Genomic DNA, 18,333 nt, shown 5'->3' on the forward strand with positions numbered 1-18,333 from the left:
TGCTCTTAAAGAGAAAGACATAATCAGGTCTGTAGCCATAAAAAAAAATTTATACATCTATCCATTATTATCTGTACAAAATTGTGACAAGTGATATAATGATATTTAGAGATGCGAAACATTATCTAAGGAGGACAACTATGTTGCTAATTAAGAATGGGAAAATCTACACAATGGCTGGTTCAATCATTGAAAATGGTTGCATACTAGTTGAAAATGGAAAGATTAAAGAGTTAGGTACGGATTTAGTAGCGCCGCTTGATGCTCAAGTGATTGATGCAGCAGGCAAACAAGTATTTCCTGGATTTATTGATGCTCACTGTCATATTGGTATGTGGGAAGAGGGAATTGGATTTGAAGGCGCAGATGGCAATGAAATGACGGATCCAATTACACCTCATTTAAGAGCAATTGATGCACTTAATCCAAGAGATGAAGCGTTTGAAAACGCGATTAAGGGCGGTGTAACAACAGCTGCAACAGGTCCCGGTAGTGCCAATGTCATTGGAGGAACTTTCTCTGTGGTAAAACTTCATGGCGATCGCATCGATGATATGGTGATTAAAGAAACACTTGCGATGAAATGTGCATTTGGAGAAAATCCAAAACGCGTCTATGCTGAGAAAAATCAGATGCCATCAACACGCATGGGTACGGCTGCAAAATTAAGAGAAACGCTTGCAAAAGCTGTTGAATATAAGAATAAAAAAGAAGCTGCGGGTGATGACGCAAGTAAATTGCCAGCATATGATATGAAGCTAGAGGCGATGCTTCCAGTTGTGAACAAAGAAATTCCACTCAAAGCGCATGCGCATAGAGCAGATGACATCTTTACTTCTATTCGAATTGCAAAAGAATTTGATGTGAAGTTGACACTTGAGCATTGTACAGAAGGACATTTAATTGCTGAACACCTTGCAAAAGAAGGATACCCTGCGGTTATTGGACCATCATTTGGCAATAAATCAAAATTTGAGCTCAATCAAAAAACATTTGATACACCGAGCGTTCTGCACAAAGCAGGCGTAAAAATCGCAATTATGACAGATAGCCCAGTGATTCCTTTGGAATACTTGCCAATGGCTGCTGCACTTGCTCATAAAGCAGGTCTTGATGAAATGGAAGCCCTTAAATGTATTTCTATTAATGCAGCTGAAATTTTAGGCATTGAAGATCGAGTGGGTTCACTTGAAGTGGGCAAAGATGCAGATATCGTAATCTGGGATGCGCATCCATTTGATTTACAAGCAAAAGTAACACATACACTCGTTAACGGTGTGGTGGTATATCAAGCATAAGAGTGGAGAGATCCGCAGCAAATCGCAATCAACTTCAAGATTATCAGCGTCATCAACATCAACATCTTCCGGATGATTGCGCCAATAGTAAATATACAGTAGAGACTGAACTCCTTGTGAATGACGTCTCTACTTTTTTTGTTGGGATTTCAAGTTTGATAAATGAAATCAATTGTTATACAATAGAGTAAGATTTTAACGTAAGGAGCATCCCATGCAATTTGAAGAAAAGCCATTAGAAGAGAAATTATTTGAACAAGAACCATTGAGATTAGAGTTAGAAAGTCTTGAAGATACGAAAAAATTTGCAGAGCAATTAGTAAAGGTGTTAAACAAAGGGCAAGTGATCTGTCTCGTGGGAGATTTAGGCGCTGGAAAAACGACGTTTACACAGTATTTATGCGCTGCACTTGGCGTCGATGATTACATCACAAGTCCGACATTTAATCTCATGAATTCTTACACCGGAAAGTTGAACGGTGAACCCATTGAAATTCACCACTTTGATGTCTATCGTATTTTTGATGCAGATGAAATGGTGGAGATAGGGTTTGATGATTTTCTATTTGGACAGGGAATTTGCATTGTGGAATGGGCCAATCAGGTTGAAGAAATGATCCCTGAAAAGAGTATTTGGATCAACCTTTCGTTGACTGTGGATGGAAATCGGGTATTAACCATGGAAAGACGCTAACGCTTAAAGCGAACCGTGAAACATAAACCATAAAACTGAATTAACATCAACATCTGCATCAGTATCAACATCAGTATCAGTACGGTCAGAATCCGTATGGATTGACATGAACGAAAATAATGATGATTTGAAAACGAGAATTTATAATAGAAAAAAATAAACCGTGAGAATGTAAGATAGAAAAGTAAGATTGAAAAGTAAGATTGAAAAGTAAGATAGAAAAGTAAGATAGAAAAGCACGATAGGAGATTGTTATGAAAGCATTGGTAATTGATACGTCATCCACAGCGGCAAGTGTGGCTGTTTTCAATGATCAACAATTGTTAGGTGAGGTATTTATCAATTCGAAAAATACACATTCACAAAAGTTAATGCCTATTATTGAAGTGTTAATGTCGCAAACAGAACTTAAAATAAAAGAGATCGATGCATTTTACGTCTGTGAAGGGCCAGGGTCTTTCACGGGTGTTAGGATAGGAATTGCAACCGTAAAGGGATTCGCGCAACCATTTTCTAAACCAATTTATGGCTTTACGAGCATGTATTTGATGGCCTGTGGCTATAAGCATCATACGGGACTCATTGTACCGATTATCGATGCAAAGCGGGAAGATGTGTACTTCGGGGTGTACGAATGGCGAGATGGCCAAGTTGAAACGCTTGAAGAAGGTGTAGAATCGCTCACTTCTTTACTGGAGTATTTAAAAGATAAATATCCAGCAACAGAGATCCTTCTTGTAGGGGATGCAATTGTGAATTATAAAGACCAACTTCAAGCAAACCTCGCATGTGGTGGCGATGCGTCATTTATATTGGGAAATGAAAATGAACTGTATGCCAAAGCCTCTAACTATGTATTTCCTGAAAGTATTGAGGGACAACAGACAAATGTTCATACCATTCGGGCGAATTATATGCGCAAGTCGCAAGCAGAACGCGACCACTAATAGGGGGTCTTATGTTAACGATAAGAAAAATGACGGAGCTAGACGTCGATGCGGTATTTGATATTGAGGTGCATTCATTTAAAACGCCTTGGTCGAAAGATGCATTTTATAAAGAAATGACTGAAAATGCATTGGCAGAATACATTGTGATATGTGAAGAGGATCGCATTGTCGGTTTTGGGGGCATGTGGCTGATTATCGATGAAATTCATATTACCAATATCGCCATTGCGCCAAACGAGCGAGGAAAAGGTTACAGCAAACCTCTCGTCCAAGCTATGATCGATTTTGCCACAGAAAGACGGTTTAAGCACATGACGCTTGAAGTTCGTGTGAGCAATGCCATTGCCATTGCCCTCTATGAACAGTTTGGATTCGTCAGCGTTGGTAAAAGACCTAAATATTATATAGATACAGGTGAGGATGCACTTGTGATGTGGAAGGAACTTTAACATGAAAGAGAAAATCATTACATTAGCAATTGAGACATCATGTGATGAAACTGCATGTGCCATCTTAAAAAATGGTAGAGAGATTTTGTCAAATGAAGTCTATACACAGATAGAAATTCATCAAGAGTTCGGAGGCGTGGTTCCTGAAATTGCTTCTCGAAATCATCTGGATAAAATATCCGAAATCATCGAACACGCATTGGAAAAAGCAGAAGTGACTTTTGATGAGGTGGACCATATTGCCGTTACCTATGGACCTGGGCTTGTAGGTGCGCTTTTAGTGGGCTTGTCTACGGCAAAAGGCCTTGCGTATGCACTTGAGAAGCCCCTCATTCCAGTCAATCATATTGAAGGGCATATTGCAGCAAATTATATCGCTCATCCTGACTTGAAACCACCGTTTGTGTGCCTTGTGGTATCGGGGGGGCACACACATCTTGTGAATGTTCAATCTTATACAGATTTTGAAATTATCGGAAGAACACGCGACGATGCGGCGGGAGAAGCTTTTGATAAAATTGCTAGAACGCTTGGACTTGGATATCCAGGAGGACCTTTAATCGATCGTCTTGCGAAAGAAGGCAATCCAAAAGCCATTGATTTTCCTAGAGCCATGATGGATCAAGATCACCTTGATTTTAGTTTTAGTGGATTAAAATCAGCCGTTTTGAATTATTTAAACAGTTGTAAAATGAAACAAATTGAAATCCACGTTCCCGACGTGTGTGCAAGTTTTCAGGCAGCAGTGGTACAAGTATTGAGAGCCAAAGCGGAGCAAGCGTTGGCACAAACGGGTTATCAGACTTTGGTAATCGCAGGTGGTGTCGCTGCTAATAGCGCTTTACGAGAAGAACTTTCTCAAATAAAGGACATTCAACTTTACTATCCGCCTCTTTCTCTTTGCACGGATAATGCGGCGATGATCGGATGTGCAGGATATTATGCTGCTTTATCTGGACAAGTTGGAACAGCTGCAACAAATGCAGTCCCTAACTTAAAAATAGGCGAACGAAGATATTAAAATGAAAATGGGACGAGAGTCCCATTTACTTTTTTGCCTCAAAAGTTCCGAAATTTTCGGAGATTTCGTGTTATGTTAACCATGTTGTCACATGACTATGCATGTTTTTACGTGGATACTTTTGTGGACAACTCTGTGGATAATGTGGAATGTTCTGAAAATTGACACTTTCATAATTTGGATATTGTGGATAAGATGATGAAAAACGGTGGATAAGTGTGATTTCATGTGGACAAAATGTATATTATGCAAAATTATGTTAAACAATGTATAGAAAAAACGCGTGTGATTGGTATACATAATTTAAGTCAGAAGTAAGCGTGCTAAAATATGACGTTTACTTCACGAAAACTACAAATTTGTTATATATTGACCTCAATAGCGAACCTTAAGAAGACATCTTTGAAATGTTACTAAAGCATCAAAATTTCCTAACTAAAAGGTCATATTCATACCTTGAAAGGCATGAAAACTCTTGATATCCTAATTGTAGAAAAATTAACAAGTATATTAAAGAGGAGGTCAATATGTTTAGAAAATTTACAAATGGTTGCGTGAATCTCGTTCAACGTTATCTACCAGATGCTTTTTTATTCTGCATTATCTTAACTCTAATTGTTTTGATTGCAGCAGTCCCAGTCACAAAGATGGATATTTTTCAAGTTGCAGACGCTTGGGGTGCCGGTGTTTGGAGTCTTTTGGCATTTTCCATGCAAATGGCGTTGGTATTAGTTTTAGGAACGGCTTTTGCAAGTGCACCATTGGTCAAAAGATGGATCTGTAAATTGGCTCGAATTCCTAAGAAACCGATGACAGCTATTGTATTTGTCACGGTGATATCCATGTTTTGTTGTTGGTTAAATTGGGGATTTGGTTTAGTAGTGGGTGCGTTACTGGCAAAAGAAGTGGCGAAAACAGGATTAAAAGTGGACTATCGGTTGTTAATTGCATCAGCATATTCAGGATTTGTCGTGTGGCATGCAGGAACATCAGGTTCAATTCCATTAACAGTTGCAACATATACAGAATCTGTTAATCAAGTGAGCGGAGGAGCGATAACTGAATCGATATCAACCGCGACAACGATTTTCTCTCCTTGGAACCTAATCATGGTTGCCACGATTATTGTTGTAGTCTCTATTGTTAATGCGTTAATGCATCCAAAAGGTGAAGATGTCGTATCAGTATCAGCTGATATTTTAAATGAAAAAGAGTTTGAGTATAAAAAAGCCTCAACACCTGCTGAAAAATTAGAGAATTTCAAACCGCTTTCTTGGTTTGTGGCAGCTTTAGGAACCGTATTTTTAGTTCGCTACTTTATTAAATTAGGATCATTTAGTTTGACACTTGATGCGGTTAATATGATATTTTTAATTTTAGGTGTACTATTTCACGGGACACCTATACGATATGTTGATGCGATTACTCAAGCGGCAAAAGGTGCAGGCGGTATTATTTTACAATTTCCGTTTTATGCAGGTTTAATGGGTATGATGACTGCGAAAGGTCCGGATGGCGTTTCTTTAGCAGGTGCAATTAGCAATGTTTTTGTCAATATATCCAATGCACATACTTTTCCTCTGTTTACTTTTTTATCTGCAGGAATAGTAAACTTTTTTGTACCATCAGGTGGTGGTCAATGGGCAGTACAAGCACCTATCATGATGCCTGCTGGAGCAGAACTTGGTGTTGCTCATAGTGTTACTGCAATGGCTATTGCTTGGGGAGATGCATGGACCAATATGCTTCAACCATTTTGGGCATTACCAGCACTTGGAATTGCAGGATTAGGCGCGAGAGATATCATGGGTTACTGTGCAGTTGTATTGCTTGTAACAGGCATTATTATCGCAGGAGGTTTTTACTTCCTAGTGCCATTATTTGTATAAGTTTAAATTTGCAATATAAAAAGAGATCCATCCTATTGATGTGATCTCTTTATTTGATTTCAACGGTTTTGAGTAAAGATCGGATTAACTTTCGATCCCTTGGCTATTTAAGTAGTTCATGATATCGGAAATAGATGAAAATTCTTCAGCAACACTGTCTGGAATTTCAACTTCGAACTCATCTTCAATTGCCATAATAATCTCAACGGCATCTATTGAATCGATATCCATGCTATCGAAAGATGACTCTTGTTTGATTTCACTTGGATCAACAACGCCCAATTGCTCCACAATAATTGCCTTTATTTTTTTAAACATAGGTACCTCCCAAAATTCTATAAAGCTCAATCTTAATGTCTAGTGTAATTAGTTCAAATTATCTAGATTTCTTAGTTTTATTATAAAGAAAAAAAATGATTTGTCTACATGGTTTTTCATGATATCACGTGATTAGTTATAAAGAATTTATAATATATCTAACAATTCATCCAATTCAGAATAGAGCGTCTGAATTTTCATCTTAGTCGACTCGATTTCACGTTGTTTTTCAAGGGCGATTTCATGGTTTAAGTAGACATCTGGTAAACAAAGTTCTTGTTCTAAAACGTGAAGTCTTTCTTCGAGATCGGAAAGTGATTTTTCCAAATCTGCGAGCGCTTGTTTGTTTTTCTTAATTTCTTGTTTCTTCTCTTTTTCTTTTCGTGCAATTTCCTTCTGTTTGGTTTTCGTTAACGTGGGTTCTTCTGATTCGTCGATGATGAGCAAGTCTTTTTCATATAACTTTTGCTGATAGTAATCGTAATTTCCCCAAAAAACTTCTATGCCGTCGGAAGTGAGCTCAAAGACCTTCGTACAAATTTTGTTGAGAAAATAACGGTCATGGGAAATTGTCATGAGCGTACCGTCGTAGTTAATGAGAGCTTCTTCAAGCGTTTCTTTAGAATATAAATCTAAATGGTTGGTCGGCTCATCTAAAAAGAGTAAATTTGCACTAGATAAGACGAGTTTTAATAATGATAACCGGCTTCTTTCGCCACCGCTGAGCTGATAGACATATTTTTCGATATCATCTCCGGTAAATAAGAAGGCACCAAGTAAACTACGCACTTCTGTCAGCGTGAGATTTGGATTGTCATCGTGAATTTCTGAAAGCACGGTATTGTCTTCGTTCAGCGTATTGAGTTCTTGGTCATAATAACCTGAAACGATGTGATGTCCCCATGTTAATTCCCCGCCACTAGCAGCAATCTGACCGAGCAGGATCTTGAAAAGCGTGGTCTTACCAACGCCATTTGGTCCGATGAGTCCAATTTTATCGCCCTTATAGATTTCAAAATTGACGTGATCAAATACGTGCTTATCTTCATAAGATTTAGAGAGTTCGTGCGCAGTCAGGACGTCGTATCCGCTTTTAACACTGGATTTCAAGTCAATTCGAAAGTGCGCTTTGAACAGTCTTGGCTGTTCGATAAGCTCGACATGTGCCAATCGCTTTTCACGAGATTTCGCTCGTTTGGCAAGTTTTTCGGTACCACGCTCTTTAAATTTGCGAATCAATGTTTCTTGTTTTAAGAGCTCTTTTTGCTGGGACTCATATTTTTTAAGTTCAGCCTCATAGTTGGCCTTCTTTTGTGTCATAAATCGCGTATAGTTTCCATTGTACTCTGTCAGTTCACAAGCCTCAATTTCAAAGATGCGCGTTGCGATTTGATCTAAAAAGTAACGGTCATGTGAAATCATGAGGATGGTACCTGGATAGTCTTGTAAAAATGACTCAAGCCACTTGATTGCAGAAATATCTAAGTGATTGGTCGGTTCGTCTAAAAATAGAATATCCGGTTTTCTTAAAAGAAGTTTTGCGACGCCGACGCGCGATTTTTGTCCACCGCTCAATTGGTTGATGGGTTTGTAAAACTCAGACTCCAAAAACCCGAGTCCAGTGAGTACCCCTCGAATTTTGCTATTGATTGAGTATCCGTCAAGCTGGTCAAATGTTGCTTGAACATGACTGTATTCATTTAGCAGTGATTCGCTATGATCGTGCACCATTTGCTCTTCAAGGTGACGCATTTTTTGCTCGATGGCATAAATATCAGAGAAAACCTCTTCGCAGTAATCAAAAATAGGCTGCTGGATATTGAGGTTGGTATTTTGTTCTAAATAACCAATGGTCATGTCTTTAGCAAAAAAAATATCTCCTGAATCCTTCGTTTCATGGCCTGTGAGTATTTTCATTAAAGTGGTTTTGCCAGCTCCGTTAACGCCAATTAAGCCAATTTTATCTTTCGCATTGACAGTGAATGAAACATCGTCTAGAATTGTATCGATACCGAAGGATTTGCATAATCCGGTACAAGAAAGTGCAATCATAAGATCTCCTGTAGGTCCTTTATTGTAGTTCATTGCCACATTATTATAGCTTATATAACCGTAAATAGAAAGACTCTCGGCTATTTTACAAGCTTGTTATTTATTTGACATTCTTTTACAATGAGTGTATAATCTAAAAAAGTCCTGACAACGAGGTGGGTTAATGAAAGATAAAAATATATCAGTTGCAGTTATTAGACGCTTACCGAAGTATCACCGTTACTTAAAAGAATTACTGGATAACGATATCAAGAGAATTTCCTCAAAAGAACTCAGTAAAATGATTGGTTTTACAGCTTCTCAAATTAGACAAGACTTAAACAATTTTGGTGGATTTGGCCAACAAGGTTATGGATATAATGTTGAAGATTTGTATAGTGAAATTGGCAAAATACTTGGATTAACACGTGAGTACAACGTCGTGATCATCGGCGCAGGAAACCTTGGTCAAGCTTTGGCAAATTATGCGAGCTTTAGCAAACTCGGCTTCAAGCTCAAAGCACTCTTTGATGTCAATCCGAAAGTGATTGGACTAAAAATTAACAATGTTGAAGTTTTGGACATGGATGCATTTGAGGCATTTGTTAATGAGAATGACGTTGAAGTAGTTTATATTTGTACCAGTCGAGATGGTGCTCAAGAAGTTGCAAATAAAATTCAAAAGACGAAAGTGAAAGCAATTTGGAATTTTGCACCAGTAGACCTTAAAGTATCCAAAGATGTTGTCGTTGAGAATATCCATTTGGTAGATAATTTGTTGACATTGTCGTACTTTTTAAAAGATACGCCGGCGCCGAACAAAGGCTAGAGGCAAGAAACGAATATTTTTTTAAAATAAGCGGGATAAGGGATGACCTTCTCCCGTTTTTTTGATAAAATAACCCATAGGGATTGAATTAAAATTTTATGGGAGGCAAAAATGAAAGAAGTAGTTATTGTAAGTGCAGTACGTACAGCTGTTGGCTCTTTTGGTGGATCACTTAAAGACATTACGCCAGCTGAACTTGGTGCAACTGTCATTCAAGGTGCGTTAGAGAAAATAAATTTAGCACCTGAAAAAGTGGATGAAGTTATTCTTGGATCGGTTTTACAGTCCGGTTATGGACAAGGAGTATCGCGACAAGCATGGATTAAAAATGGCTATCCAGTTGAAGTTCCTTGTACGACGATTAACATGATCTGTGGATCCGGATTAAAAGCAGTATCTCTTGCGTATCAGTCAATTGTCGCTGGAACAAATGATATTGTGATTGCCGGTGGTACAGAAAATATGAGTATGGCACCTTACCTCATTAAAAATGCCCGTTGGGGACAGCGCATGGGAAATGGAGAGTTATACGATACCATGGTAATGGACGGTTTGTGGGAAGCGTTCAACAATTATCATATGGGTATGACGGCAGAAAACATCGTTGAACAGTGGGGTCTTACGAGAGAAGAGCAAGATCAATTAGCGTATAATTCTCAGAAAAAAGCAGCTGAAGCACGTGCAACAGGCCGATTTAGAGATGAAATTATACCTGTATTTTTGCCAAATAGAAAAGGGGATCCAATTCGTTTTGACGAAGATGAATATATAAAAGAAACGACACTCGAGAAATTAGCAGCTTTAAAACCTGCTTTTAAACGCGATGGTGGAACTGTTACAGCAGGTAATGCCTCAGGAATTAACGACGGCGCTTCTGTGGTGATTGTCATGAGCAAAGAGAAAGCAGATGAACTTGGCATTCAACCGCTTTGTACCATTGCTGCACATGCATCTGCAGGTGTAGATCCTAAAATTATGGGCATCGGTCCTGTACCAGCGACTAAAAAAGCGCTTGAGAGAGCGGGAATTACAGTTGCCGATTTAGATTTAATTGAGGCAAATGAGGCTTTTGCTGCACAAGCATTGGCGGTTGGTAAAGAACTTGGATTTAACCAAGAAATAGTCAATGTCAATGGCGGTGCAATTGCAATAGGTCATCCAATTGGCGCTTCTGGGAACAGAATTTTAGTCACGCTGATTCATGAACTGATTAAAAGAGAAGGACGTTATGGTTTGGCGACGCTTTGTATCGGCGGCGGAATGGGTGAAGCACTGATCATTAAACGATAAATAGCACGTTGTTATGAACACATAATTTTAACCAAACTGGGAATTGCCAATGCAATTCCCTTTAATTGTTATGGAGATGAATATGGCAAATTATTCAAGAGAAATATCGCATATGATGGACCGACTCAATATCAAAACGTTATCTCAGGACAAAAATGGATTTTATCGCAAACATCTGAGTATTAAACTGAACTTGCTGGAAATACTGATGTTAAAGCAGATTAAAGAAGGTGGAGAAGTCCGGATTAACACATTGATTAAACACCTTGAAATCGATCGAAATCTGCTCAACACGACGCTGAAACGGTTGACAAGTCTCAAACTCGTGACGAAGAGAAGCGACGAGCGCGATAAGAGGGGTCAAATAGTTGAAGTGACAGCCTATGGAGAGACCATTTATGAAGAAATTAAAGTCGCTCAACAGAAGGAACTGGATTTTATGCTCAGCGATGTCTCAATTAATGAAGAAAAGGCCATTTTAAAGTTTATTAGTAAAATCGTTCAATATCACACTGAAAAATATGAAGTCAAATAAAGACAATAAAAAAAGTGCATCTACTCACCATCGTGAGTAAAGGCACTTTTTTTAAAAAATTAATTATTGAGCTTGTGGAGCGTCTACTGGACAAACATTAGCACAAGCGCCGCAATCGATACAAGCATCGCTGATTACATAGATGCTATCACCAGCAGAAATAGCGTTTACTGGACACTCAGGTTCACAAGCGCCACAAGAAATACAAGAATCATTAATTACGTACATAGTAAGTACCTCCTTATTATTTTCGTGAGTTTTACAACTGACACCTCATTATAATACCCGGATGTTTTAAAGAACAACTTAATCTAGACGATAAAACAGCAAATTTCACAAACTATAGTGATAATCATTATTAATAAAACACTTGTGATCCATCATGACGTTCAAATTGAATTTTGATGCAAGAGAATGTTGCGCTCAAATTGCAAGCGAGTATTTAAAAAATTGCAAAAAAAACTTCAAAAAATATTTGATTTTTTCAAAAAAAATAGTAACTTCATTTAAATTTATAGAAAAACGTGTTCAAATTTGAGCACAAAAAACAATTCAAAACAAGATATATCTACATAAGTTATTGCGACTTGCAAAACCATCGGAACACAAGGGACTGAAAGTAACATAGTGGGTCAAATTCTTTCTGATTTTTGTTAAAAAAAGTTTAAAGATTTAGGGGTTAAATTGGTTTACACTACTTTTTTATTGTGTTAAGATTAAGACGTTGAGGAGTTAATTATTTTTTTAACAAACTCTAAATCGAGAGACCTATCGCCTATCGGTCGAAGGGATAACCTTATATCATTTTAAAGGAGATGTTTGAAATGAAGTACATTCAAGAAGTATTTGAGCAAGTTAAAGCTAGAAATGCGAATGAGCCAGAATTCTTACAAACAGTAGAAGAAGTATTTAAATCATTAGAACCTGTGATTGAAAGACATCCAGAATATGTAGAAGCAAATCTTCTCGCTAGAATCGCTGAGCCTGAAAGACAAATCATCTTTAGAGTACCTTGGGTAGATGATGCTGGTAAACTTCACGTAAACAGAGGATTCAGAGTACAATTTAACGGCGCTATTGGACCTTACAAAGGCGGCTTAAGATTCCACAAATCAGTTTACATCGGTATCATTAAATTCTTAGGTTTCGAACAAATCTTTAAAAACTCATTAACTGGTCTTCCAATCGGTGGTGGTAAAGGTGGTTCTGACTTCGATCCAACTGGTAAATCAGATGCTGAAGTTATGAGATTCTGCCAAAGCTTCATGACTGAATTATATAGACACATTGGTCCAGATATCGACGTTCCAGTTGGTGACATCGGTGTTGGCGGAAGAGAAATTGGTTATTTATATGGCCAATACAGAAGAATCAGAGGCGCGTTTGAAAATGGCGTGTTAACTGGTAAAGGTTTATCTTACGGTGGTTCTTTAATTAGACCAGAAGCTACTGGTTTTGGTGTTACTTACTTTACTAGAGAAATGTTAAAAGCTAAAGGCGAAACATTTGAAGGTAAAACAGTTGCATTATCAGGATTTGGTAACGTAACTTGGGGTACTGCAATTAAAGTAACTCAACTTGGTGGTAAAGTTATCACAATCTCTGGTCCAGATGGATATATCTACGATGAAGCTGGTATTTCAGGCGAAAAAATCGACTACTTACTTGATTTAAGAGCAAGTGGTAGAGATATCGCAGCTCCATTTGCAGAAAAATTCCCAACTGCTAAATTCTTCCCAGGTGAAAAACCATGGAGCGTTAAAGCAGACATCTGTATCCCATGTGCAACACAAAATGAAATTAGAATCGAAGACGCGAAGAAAATCGTTGCTAACGGAACTAAATTCTTATGTGAAGCTGCAAACATGCCATGTACAAACGAAGCTGTTGATTTCATGATGGAACACGGCGTAATCGTTGGACCTGCTAAAGCAGCTAATGCTGGTGGTGTTGCTACTTCTGCTCTTGAAATGAGCCAAAACTCTATGAGATATTCTTGGACTGCTGAAGAAGTTGATGCTAAACTTGAGCAAATCATGATTAACATCCACAACAATTCTGCTGCAGCTGCTGAAGAATATGGCTTTGGTTACAACCTTGTTGCTGGTGCAAATATCGCTGGTTTCAAAAAAGTTGCAGAAGCTATGTTAGCTCAAGGAAATTACTAAGATTTATAGATTGCATCGCAATCTTTCATACAACTAGGCGTACTCAGTGTACGCCTAGTTTATTTTTTGAAGTGATTTGCTTTCGGAGGCGCGTAAAATTTGATATGCTATAGATACATAGAATGCTCGATCAATAGATGGAGGAGTCAGTATGAGGACAATTGAAGTGAAAGGAAAAAAGTTTGATGCAAGCAATCAACTTATTTGTGTTCCGTTACTTTCTGAAAATCTTGAATCAATGAGTGATGAGTTAGAGCGATGCATGGCATCGAATCCAGATGTGATTGAATGGCGTGGGGATTATTTTAAAGATATTTTGGACAGTGCGCAACTATCAAGGGCATTAGAGCTATTTAGACCTTATCATCACTCTGTTCCACTTATATTTACTTTTAGAAGTGTAAAAGAAGGCGGTCAAAATGAGTGTTGTGATGACGATAGAAGTCGCGTAATTCAGAGTGTCATCCAGTCGCGTTTATTTGATTTTATCGATGTGGAACTCAATTCAGAAGCAGGATTCCTTTTGGAGATTCAAAAATCCTGTGAGGGGAACATTTGTAAGATGGTTGTTTCACATCATGATTTTGAAAAGACCCCGACTGAAGAAGAGATGCTTCAGTCTGCTCAAAAGGCAAAAATGATGGGAGCGGATCTCCTCAAACTTGCCTATATGGCCAACGATTCATCTGATGTACTGAGGATGTTTAAAGTTAATCAAACTGTTCAAATTTCAGAAGATCTACAGATGATTGGAATTTGCATGGGGGAAATCGGAAAAATTTCAAGAGTCATCGGATATCAATTTGGCTCGGCTATGACATATGCTTCAATCGTAGGCACCACAGCACCTGGACAAATGTCCATTGAAAAAATAAGACGAATTAGGTCTCTTTTGTAAACGTTTCCAAAACAAGGACAATTTTATAAAAATCATACAACAAAAAAAGTCATTGTTGTATATTTTACACGATTTGTTATAATGTAATTATAAAAAAGTTCTAAATAGGAGGAAAAATGATCAGCGAGTCTAATGTCCTATTGCAGGAAGTGCTCGAACTTCCAATTTTTAAGACGAGTCGTATGCTTTCAGAACCCAATGATGTATCGCTATCGGTGACTTCTGTAAATGTCATGCTCGACCAGCATATATTAGAATGGCTTGAAAGCGGTCAAATTATATTAACCACAGGATAAGTGTTTTCTAAACTTACATTACATGAACAAACAGAACTCTTTCGTGCAATTGCCGAGAAGAACGTCGCAGCGGTTTTTATTAAAGTCACACCGTATCTTGAAGCGCTAGATCCTGAAGTGATCGCAGTCTGTACGGAAATTGGACTTCCTGTTATTGACATGGATTATGAAGTGACCTTCACAGATGTTTTTTCAACGGTGTATAACTTGATGTTTGAACGACAGTCAGCAGTTTTACAGCGAGTAGAAAATTTGCACAAAGATACTATGAACGTCGTCGTGAGCGGTGGAAATATTGACGATATTCTCAAAAGTATTTTTAAAACCATCTCTTCACCTGTATTTATCAGGGACTATTATTTTGAAGATACGTACTTTATTAAGAGCGAATTTGAAGACGATTATACGGTTTTATACGAAAACATTGAAAGCGTTCAGCTCGATGGTAAAAACACCAAAATTATTTGGGACACCATTCCATTTAAAGATTCAGAAGTGCAAAGACTCATTGTGCCGATCTTTGTTAAAAATCAAATTTACGGTCATATCGTGACGTATGGAAAAGATCACCCAATTTCAAATTATGATAAACTGGGACTTGAAGCGGCTTCAAATATCATCGCACTGGAGTTTTTAAAGAAAATTTCGGTTCAAGAAGTTGAAAATAAATATAAACTGGAGTTCTTTGATGATTTGATCTCCATGGATGAGACGAGACGTTCAAAAGCCATTGAAAGGGCTGGAAATTTTAGATTTTCTGAAAATGCCTTCTACGTGATGTTTGACATCAATGTCAGCAATCGTCAATCGATGGACGAAACGGAAAAATCACTAAAAATCGCATACCTCATTGAGATGATTTGCAAGGACATGGGACGTTCGTATATGATTCTCAACAAAAGTGATCAACTGTATTTGCTCGTCATGTTAAAGGAAAATGAAGGCACTCAAGTTGTTAAAAAGTATGTGAAGTATATTCATGAAATTTTGCGTTCTAAAATGAAAAAATACCAAACTCAAATCGGGGTCGGCAGAATCTATAAAGGCTTAAATCAAGTTCACAAGAGTCTTCAGGAAGCCAGTCGTGCGCTGGATGCATCTATGCATTACATCGGAGAAGACGTGGTTCTTTTTGAAGAGATGGGAATCTATAAGATTTTATCCAATATGGCCATTAAGTCGGAACTCGAAATTTTCTATAAAGACATCCTTGAGCCACTTGTGATCTATGATCAACGCAAGGATACTGAACTCGTCAAGACGCTTGAGATTTATTTTGATTGCAATGGCAATTTGAAGAAAATGTCTGAAAGTCTCTTTACGCATTATAATACCGTACTTTATCGTTTGGGTCGTATTCAAGAAATCATGAAAATTGACCTTGAATTAGAAGAACACCGGTTTGCTGCACAAACGGCATTAAAAGTACACAAAATCATGAAAATGTAATATAATACCTATAGAGTCGATAATTATGTGATTGCATTTTAAATGTGGACTAAAAATAGACGTTCACACATTAAAATAAGCATAATAGAAATCTTTTAGGTTAGACGATAAGGCTGAGGATTTCTCAGCCTTTTATTTTGCAAATGACTGATAAACGGAGGAGATTCAATGATGACAAATCATGATATTTCAAATGCAATGTTGGTAAAGTTAGACGATATTTTTACTGAGTTACCAGCGTATCCTGAGTTTGTTCAGGGGATTCGACGCGCACCAAAAAGAAATTTGACACTCACGCAAGATGAAGTTGCCCTTGCACTTAAAAACGCACTTCGATATGTGCCTGAAAAATGGCATGCACAGTTGGCACCTGAGTTTTTAGAAGAACTCATGACAACGGGTAGAATTTATGGCTATCGATTTAGACCATGTGGCAATATTTATGCAAAGGGCATTGATGAATATAAAGGAAAAACAGTGGAAGGTCGAGCAATTCAAGTGATGATCGACAACAATCTGGATTTTGCCATTGCACTTTATCCGTATGAACTCATCACATATGGTGAAACAGGTGCAGTGTGCCAAAACTGGATGCAGTATCATTTGATTAAGCGCTACTTAGAAGTGCTCACGGATCAGCAAACACTGGTGATGTCTTCGGGTCACCCAGCGGGATTGTTCCAATCTCCACAAAATGCACCAAGAGTCATCATCACAAATGGACTTTTAATCGGTATTTTTGACGACTTAAATAATTGGAATAGAGGCGCCGCACTTGGCGTGACGTCTTATGGACAGATGACAGCGGGTGGCTGGATGTACATTGGACCACAGGGAATCGTTCACGGAACGTATTCGACCATTCTCAATGCAGGTCGAGATAAACTTGGCATCGCTGAACAAGACGATTTAAAAGGCAAATTGTTCGTGACATCAGGTCTTGGCGGTATGAGTGGCGCACAAGGTAAAGCAGTTGAAATCGCTGGTGGTGTGGGAATCATCGCAGAAGTTGACGAATCGAGAATTGAGACGCGCTATTCTCAAGGCTGGATCAGTGAAGTGACGAGATCGCCAGAAGAGACATTTGCGGCAGCTAAACGCTATCAAGAAGAAGGTAGAGCGATTGCAATTGGATATCACGGCAATATTGTCGACTTGTTGGAATACGCAGTTGAAAAACACATCCATATCGATTTATTATCGGATCAGACATCGTGTCACAACGTATATGAAGGGGGCTACTGCCCAGCTGGAATCACATTTGAAGAAAGAACGCGTTTACTTGGAAAAGACAAAGAACAATTTGTCAAACTCGTTAACGAAACCCTTGTAAGACACTATGAAGCCATCAAAGTGTTAACTTCAAGAGGCGTATACTTCTTTGACTACGGCAACAGCTTTATGAAGGCGATTTACGATGCAGGTGTGAATGAAATTTGTAAAAATGGCATCAACGAACTCGATGGATTTATTTGGCCATCTTATGTAGAAGATTTAATGGGACCAATACTCTTTGACTATGGCTATGGACCATTTAGATGGGTTTGTTTAAGTGGAAAAGACGAGGATCTTGATAAAACAGATCAAGCGGCGATGAATTGTATCGATCCAAATAGACGATTCCAAGATCGAGACAACTGGGTTTGGATTCGCGATGCGAAGAAAAATAAGTTGGTCGTGGGTTCAAAAGCGAGAATTCTCTATCAAGATGCACTTGGCCGATTAAAAATTGCCCTTAAATTCAATGAAATGGTAAGAAACGGTGAAATAGGCCCAGTGATGCTCGGCCGCGATCATCACGATACAGGTGGAACGGATTCACCATTTAGAGAAACATCGAATATTAAAGACGGTTCAAATATTACTGCTGACATGGCGACACATATTTTTGCAGGAAATGCTGCAAGAGGCATGAGCATGATTGCACTTCACAATGGTGGCGGCGTTGGAATTGGCAAGTCTATCAACGGTGGATTTGGTATGGTTCTTGACGGCAGCGAACGCGTGGATGAAATCCTTAAAAACTCCATGCCATGGGATGTTATGGGTGGTGTTGCAAGACGTGCTTGGGCGAGAAATGACCATGCCATTGAAACGAGTATTGCATACAATCAAACAAGACCGAATGATCACATTACGCTTCCTTATTTAACAGATGAAGCGATGATTCAATCGCTTGTGGAAAAAAGCTACATCAAAGGTGGTAAGTAGTTATAAA

At 38.3% G+C, this 18,333-nt stretch carries 17 protein-coding genes; 14 read left to right on the forward strand and 3 right to left on the reverse strand.

Features of this window, described 5'->3' with window-relative positions:
- Positions 1-140 precede the first annotated feature (140 nt).
- From ACZ41W_RS11665 to ACZ41W_RS11690, 6 genes are all read left to right on the forward strand, one after another.
- Complete coding sequence (locus ACZ41W_RS11665) at positions 141-1,298, forward strand: amidohydrolase (protein ID WP_464312158.1); 1,158 nt, start codon at positions 141-143, stop codon at positions 1,296-1,298.
- A 214-nt stretch (positions 1,299-1,512) separates the two neighbouring features.
- Positions 1,513-1,992 (forward strand): tRNA (adenosine(37)-N6)-threonylcarbamoyltransferase complex ATPase subunit type 1 TsaE, encoded by a 480-nt coding sequence (gene tsaE / locus ACZ41W_RS11670; protein WP_464312159.1) that lies wholly within the window; start codon positions 1,513-1,515, stop codon positions 1,990-1,992.
- A 254-nt stretch (positions 1,993-2,246) separates the two neighbouring features.
- Positions 2,247-2,939 carry a tRNA (adenosine(37)-N6)-threonylcarbamoyltransferase complex dimerization subunit type 1 TsaB gene (tsaB, locus tag ACZ41W_RS11675; RefSeq protein WP_464312160.1) on the forward strand — a complete coding sequence of 231 codons (693 nt, stop codon included), beginning with the start codon at positions 2,247-2,249 and terminating at the stop codon, positions 2,937-2,939.
- A gap of 11 nt (positions 2,940-2,950) precedes the next feature.
- The gene (gene rimI / locus ACZ41W_RS11680) at positions 2,951-3,391 is read left to right on the forward strand and encodes a ribosomal protein S18-alanine N-acetyltransferase (RefSeq protein ID WP_464312161.1); all 441 of its coding nucleotides are present in this window, start codon (positions 2,951-2,953) and stop codon (positions 3,389-3,391) included.
- A gap of 1 nt (position 3,392) precedes the next feature.
- A complete protein-coding gene (gene tsaD / locus ACZ41W_RS11685) occupies positions 3,393-4,412 on the forward strand; it encodes a tRNA (adenosine(37)-N6)-threonylcarbamoyltransferase complex transferase subunit TsaD (RefSeq protein WP_464312162.1) in 1,020 nt (339 codons plus the stop codon).
- 527 nt (positions 4,413-4,939) lie between these two features.
- On the forward strand, positions 4,940-6,301 hold the full coding sequence (locus tag ACZ41W_RS11690; protein ID WP_464312163.1) for a short-chain fatty acid transporter: 1,362 nt from the start codon (positions 4,940-4,942) through the stop codon (positions 6,299-6,301).
- 84 nt (positions 6,302-6,385) lie between these two features.
- Here ACZ41W_RS11690 and ACZ41W_RS11695 read toward each other — a convergent pair whose 3' ends face one another.
- Both ACZ41W_RS11695 and abc-f read right to left on the reverse strand, forming a co-directional pair.
- Positions 6,386-6,619, reverse strand: a complete 234-nt coding sequence (locus tag ACZ41W_RS11695) for an acyl carrier protein (protein ID WP_464312164.1) — start codon at positions 6,617-6,619, stop codon at positions 6,386-6,388.
- Between the two features lie 147 nt (positions 6,620-6,766).
- The gene (gene abc-f / locus ACZ41W_RS11700) at positions 6,767-8,671 is read right to left on the reverse strand and encodes a ribosomal protection-like ABC-F family protein (protein WP_464312165.1); all 1,905 of its coding nucleotides are present in this window, start codon (positions 8,669-8,671) and stop codon (positions 6,767-6,769) included.
- Between the two features lie 163 nt (positions 8,672-8,834).
- On the opposite strand from abc-f, the gene ACZ41W_RS11705 reads away from it, so the two are divergent.
- The 3 genes from ACZ41W_RS11705 to ACZ41W_RS11715 all read left to right on the forward strand — a co-directional run bounded on the left by ACZ41W_RS11705 (position 8,835) and on the right by ACZ41W_RS11715 (position 11,304).
- Entirely contained in the window at positions 8,835-9,479 is a 645-nt protein-coding gene (locus ACZ41W_RS11705) for a redox-sensing transcriptional repressor Rex (RefSeq protein ID WP_464312166.1), read from the forward strand.
- Between the two features lie 111 nt (positions 9,480-9,590).
- Positions 9,591-10,769 (forward strand): acetyl-CoA C-acetyltransferase, encoded by a 1,179-nt coding sequence (locus ACZ41W_RS11710; protein ID WP_464312167.1) that lies wholly within the window; start codon positions 9,591-9,593, stop codon positions 10,767-10,769.
- 82 nt (positions 10,770-10,851) lie between these two features.
- On the forward strand, positions 10,852-11,304 hold the full coding sequence (locus tag ACZ41W_RS11715) for a MarR family winged helix-turn-helix transcriptional regulator (protein ID WP_464312168.1): 453 nt from the start codon (positions 10,852-10,854) through the stop codon (positions 11,302-11,304).
- 63 nt (positions 11,305-11,367) lie between these two features.
- On the opposite strand, the gene ACZ41W_RS11720 is transcribed toward ACZ41W_RS11715, so the two are convergent.
- Complete coding sequence (locus tag ACZ41W_RS11720; protein ID WP_464312169.1) at positions 11,368-11,532, reverse strand: DUF362 domain-containing protein; 165 nt, start codon at positions 11,530-11,532, stop codon at positions 11,368-11,370.
- Positions 11,533-12,128: 596 nt separating this feature from the next.
- Here ACZ41W_RS11720 and gdhA point away from each other — a divergent pair.
- The 5 genes from gdhA (at position 12,129) to ACZ41W_RS11745 (ending at position 18,326) form a co-directional block, all read left to right on the forward strand.
- Positions 12,129-13,472 (forward strand): NADP-specific glutamate dehydrogenase, encoded by a 1,344-nt coding sequence (gene gdhA, locus ACZ41W_RS11725; protein ID WP_464312170.1) that lies wholly within the window; start codon positions 12,129-12,131, stop codon positions 13,470-13,472.
- Between the two features lie 151 nt (positions 13,473-13,623).
- The gene (gene aroD / locus ACZ41W_RS11730; protein WP_464312171.1) at positions 13,624-14,370 is read left to right on the forward strand and encodes a type I 3-dehydroquinate dehydratase; all 747 of its coding nucleotides are present in this window, start codon (positions 13,624-13,626) and stop codon (positions 14,368-14,370) included.
- A gap of 116 nt (positions 14,371-14,486) precedes the next feature.
- The gene (locus ACZ41W_RS11735) at positions 14,487-14,666 is read left to right on the forward strand and encodes a hypothetical protein (RefSeq protein WP_464312172.1); all 180 of its coding nucleotides are present in this window, start codon (positions 14,487-14,489) and stop codon (positions 14,664-14,666) included.
- The gene (locus ACZ41W_RS11740) at positions 14,667-16,115 is read left to right on the forward strand and encodes a helix-turn-helix domain-containing protein (RefSeq protein ID WP_464312173.1); all 1,449 of its coding nucleotides are present in this window, start codon (positions 14,667-14,669) and stop codon (positions 16,113-16,115) included. It abuts the gene before it with no gap.
- A gap of 168 nt (positions 16,116-16,283) precedes the next feature.
- Positions 16,284-18,326: a urocanate hydratase gene (locus ACZ41W_RS11745; protein ID WP_464312174.1), complete on the forward strand. Its 2,043-nt coding sequence runs from the start codon at positions 16,284-16,286 to the stop codon at positions 18,324-18,326.
- Positions 18,327-18,333: the final 7 nt, after the last annotated feature.

This window comes from Fusibacter fontis (genome assembly GCF_055378735.1).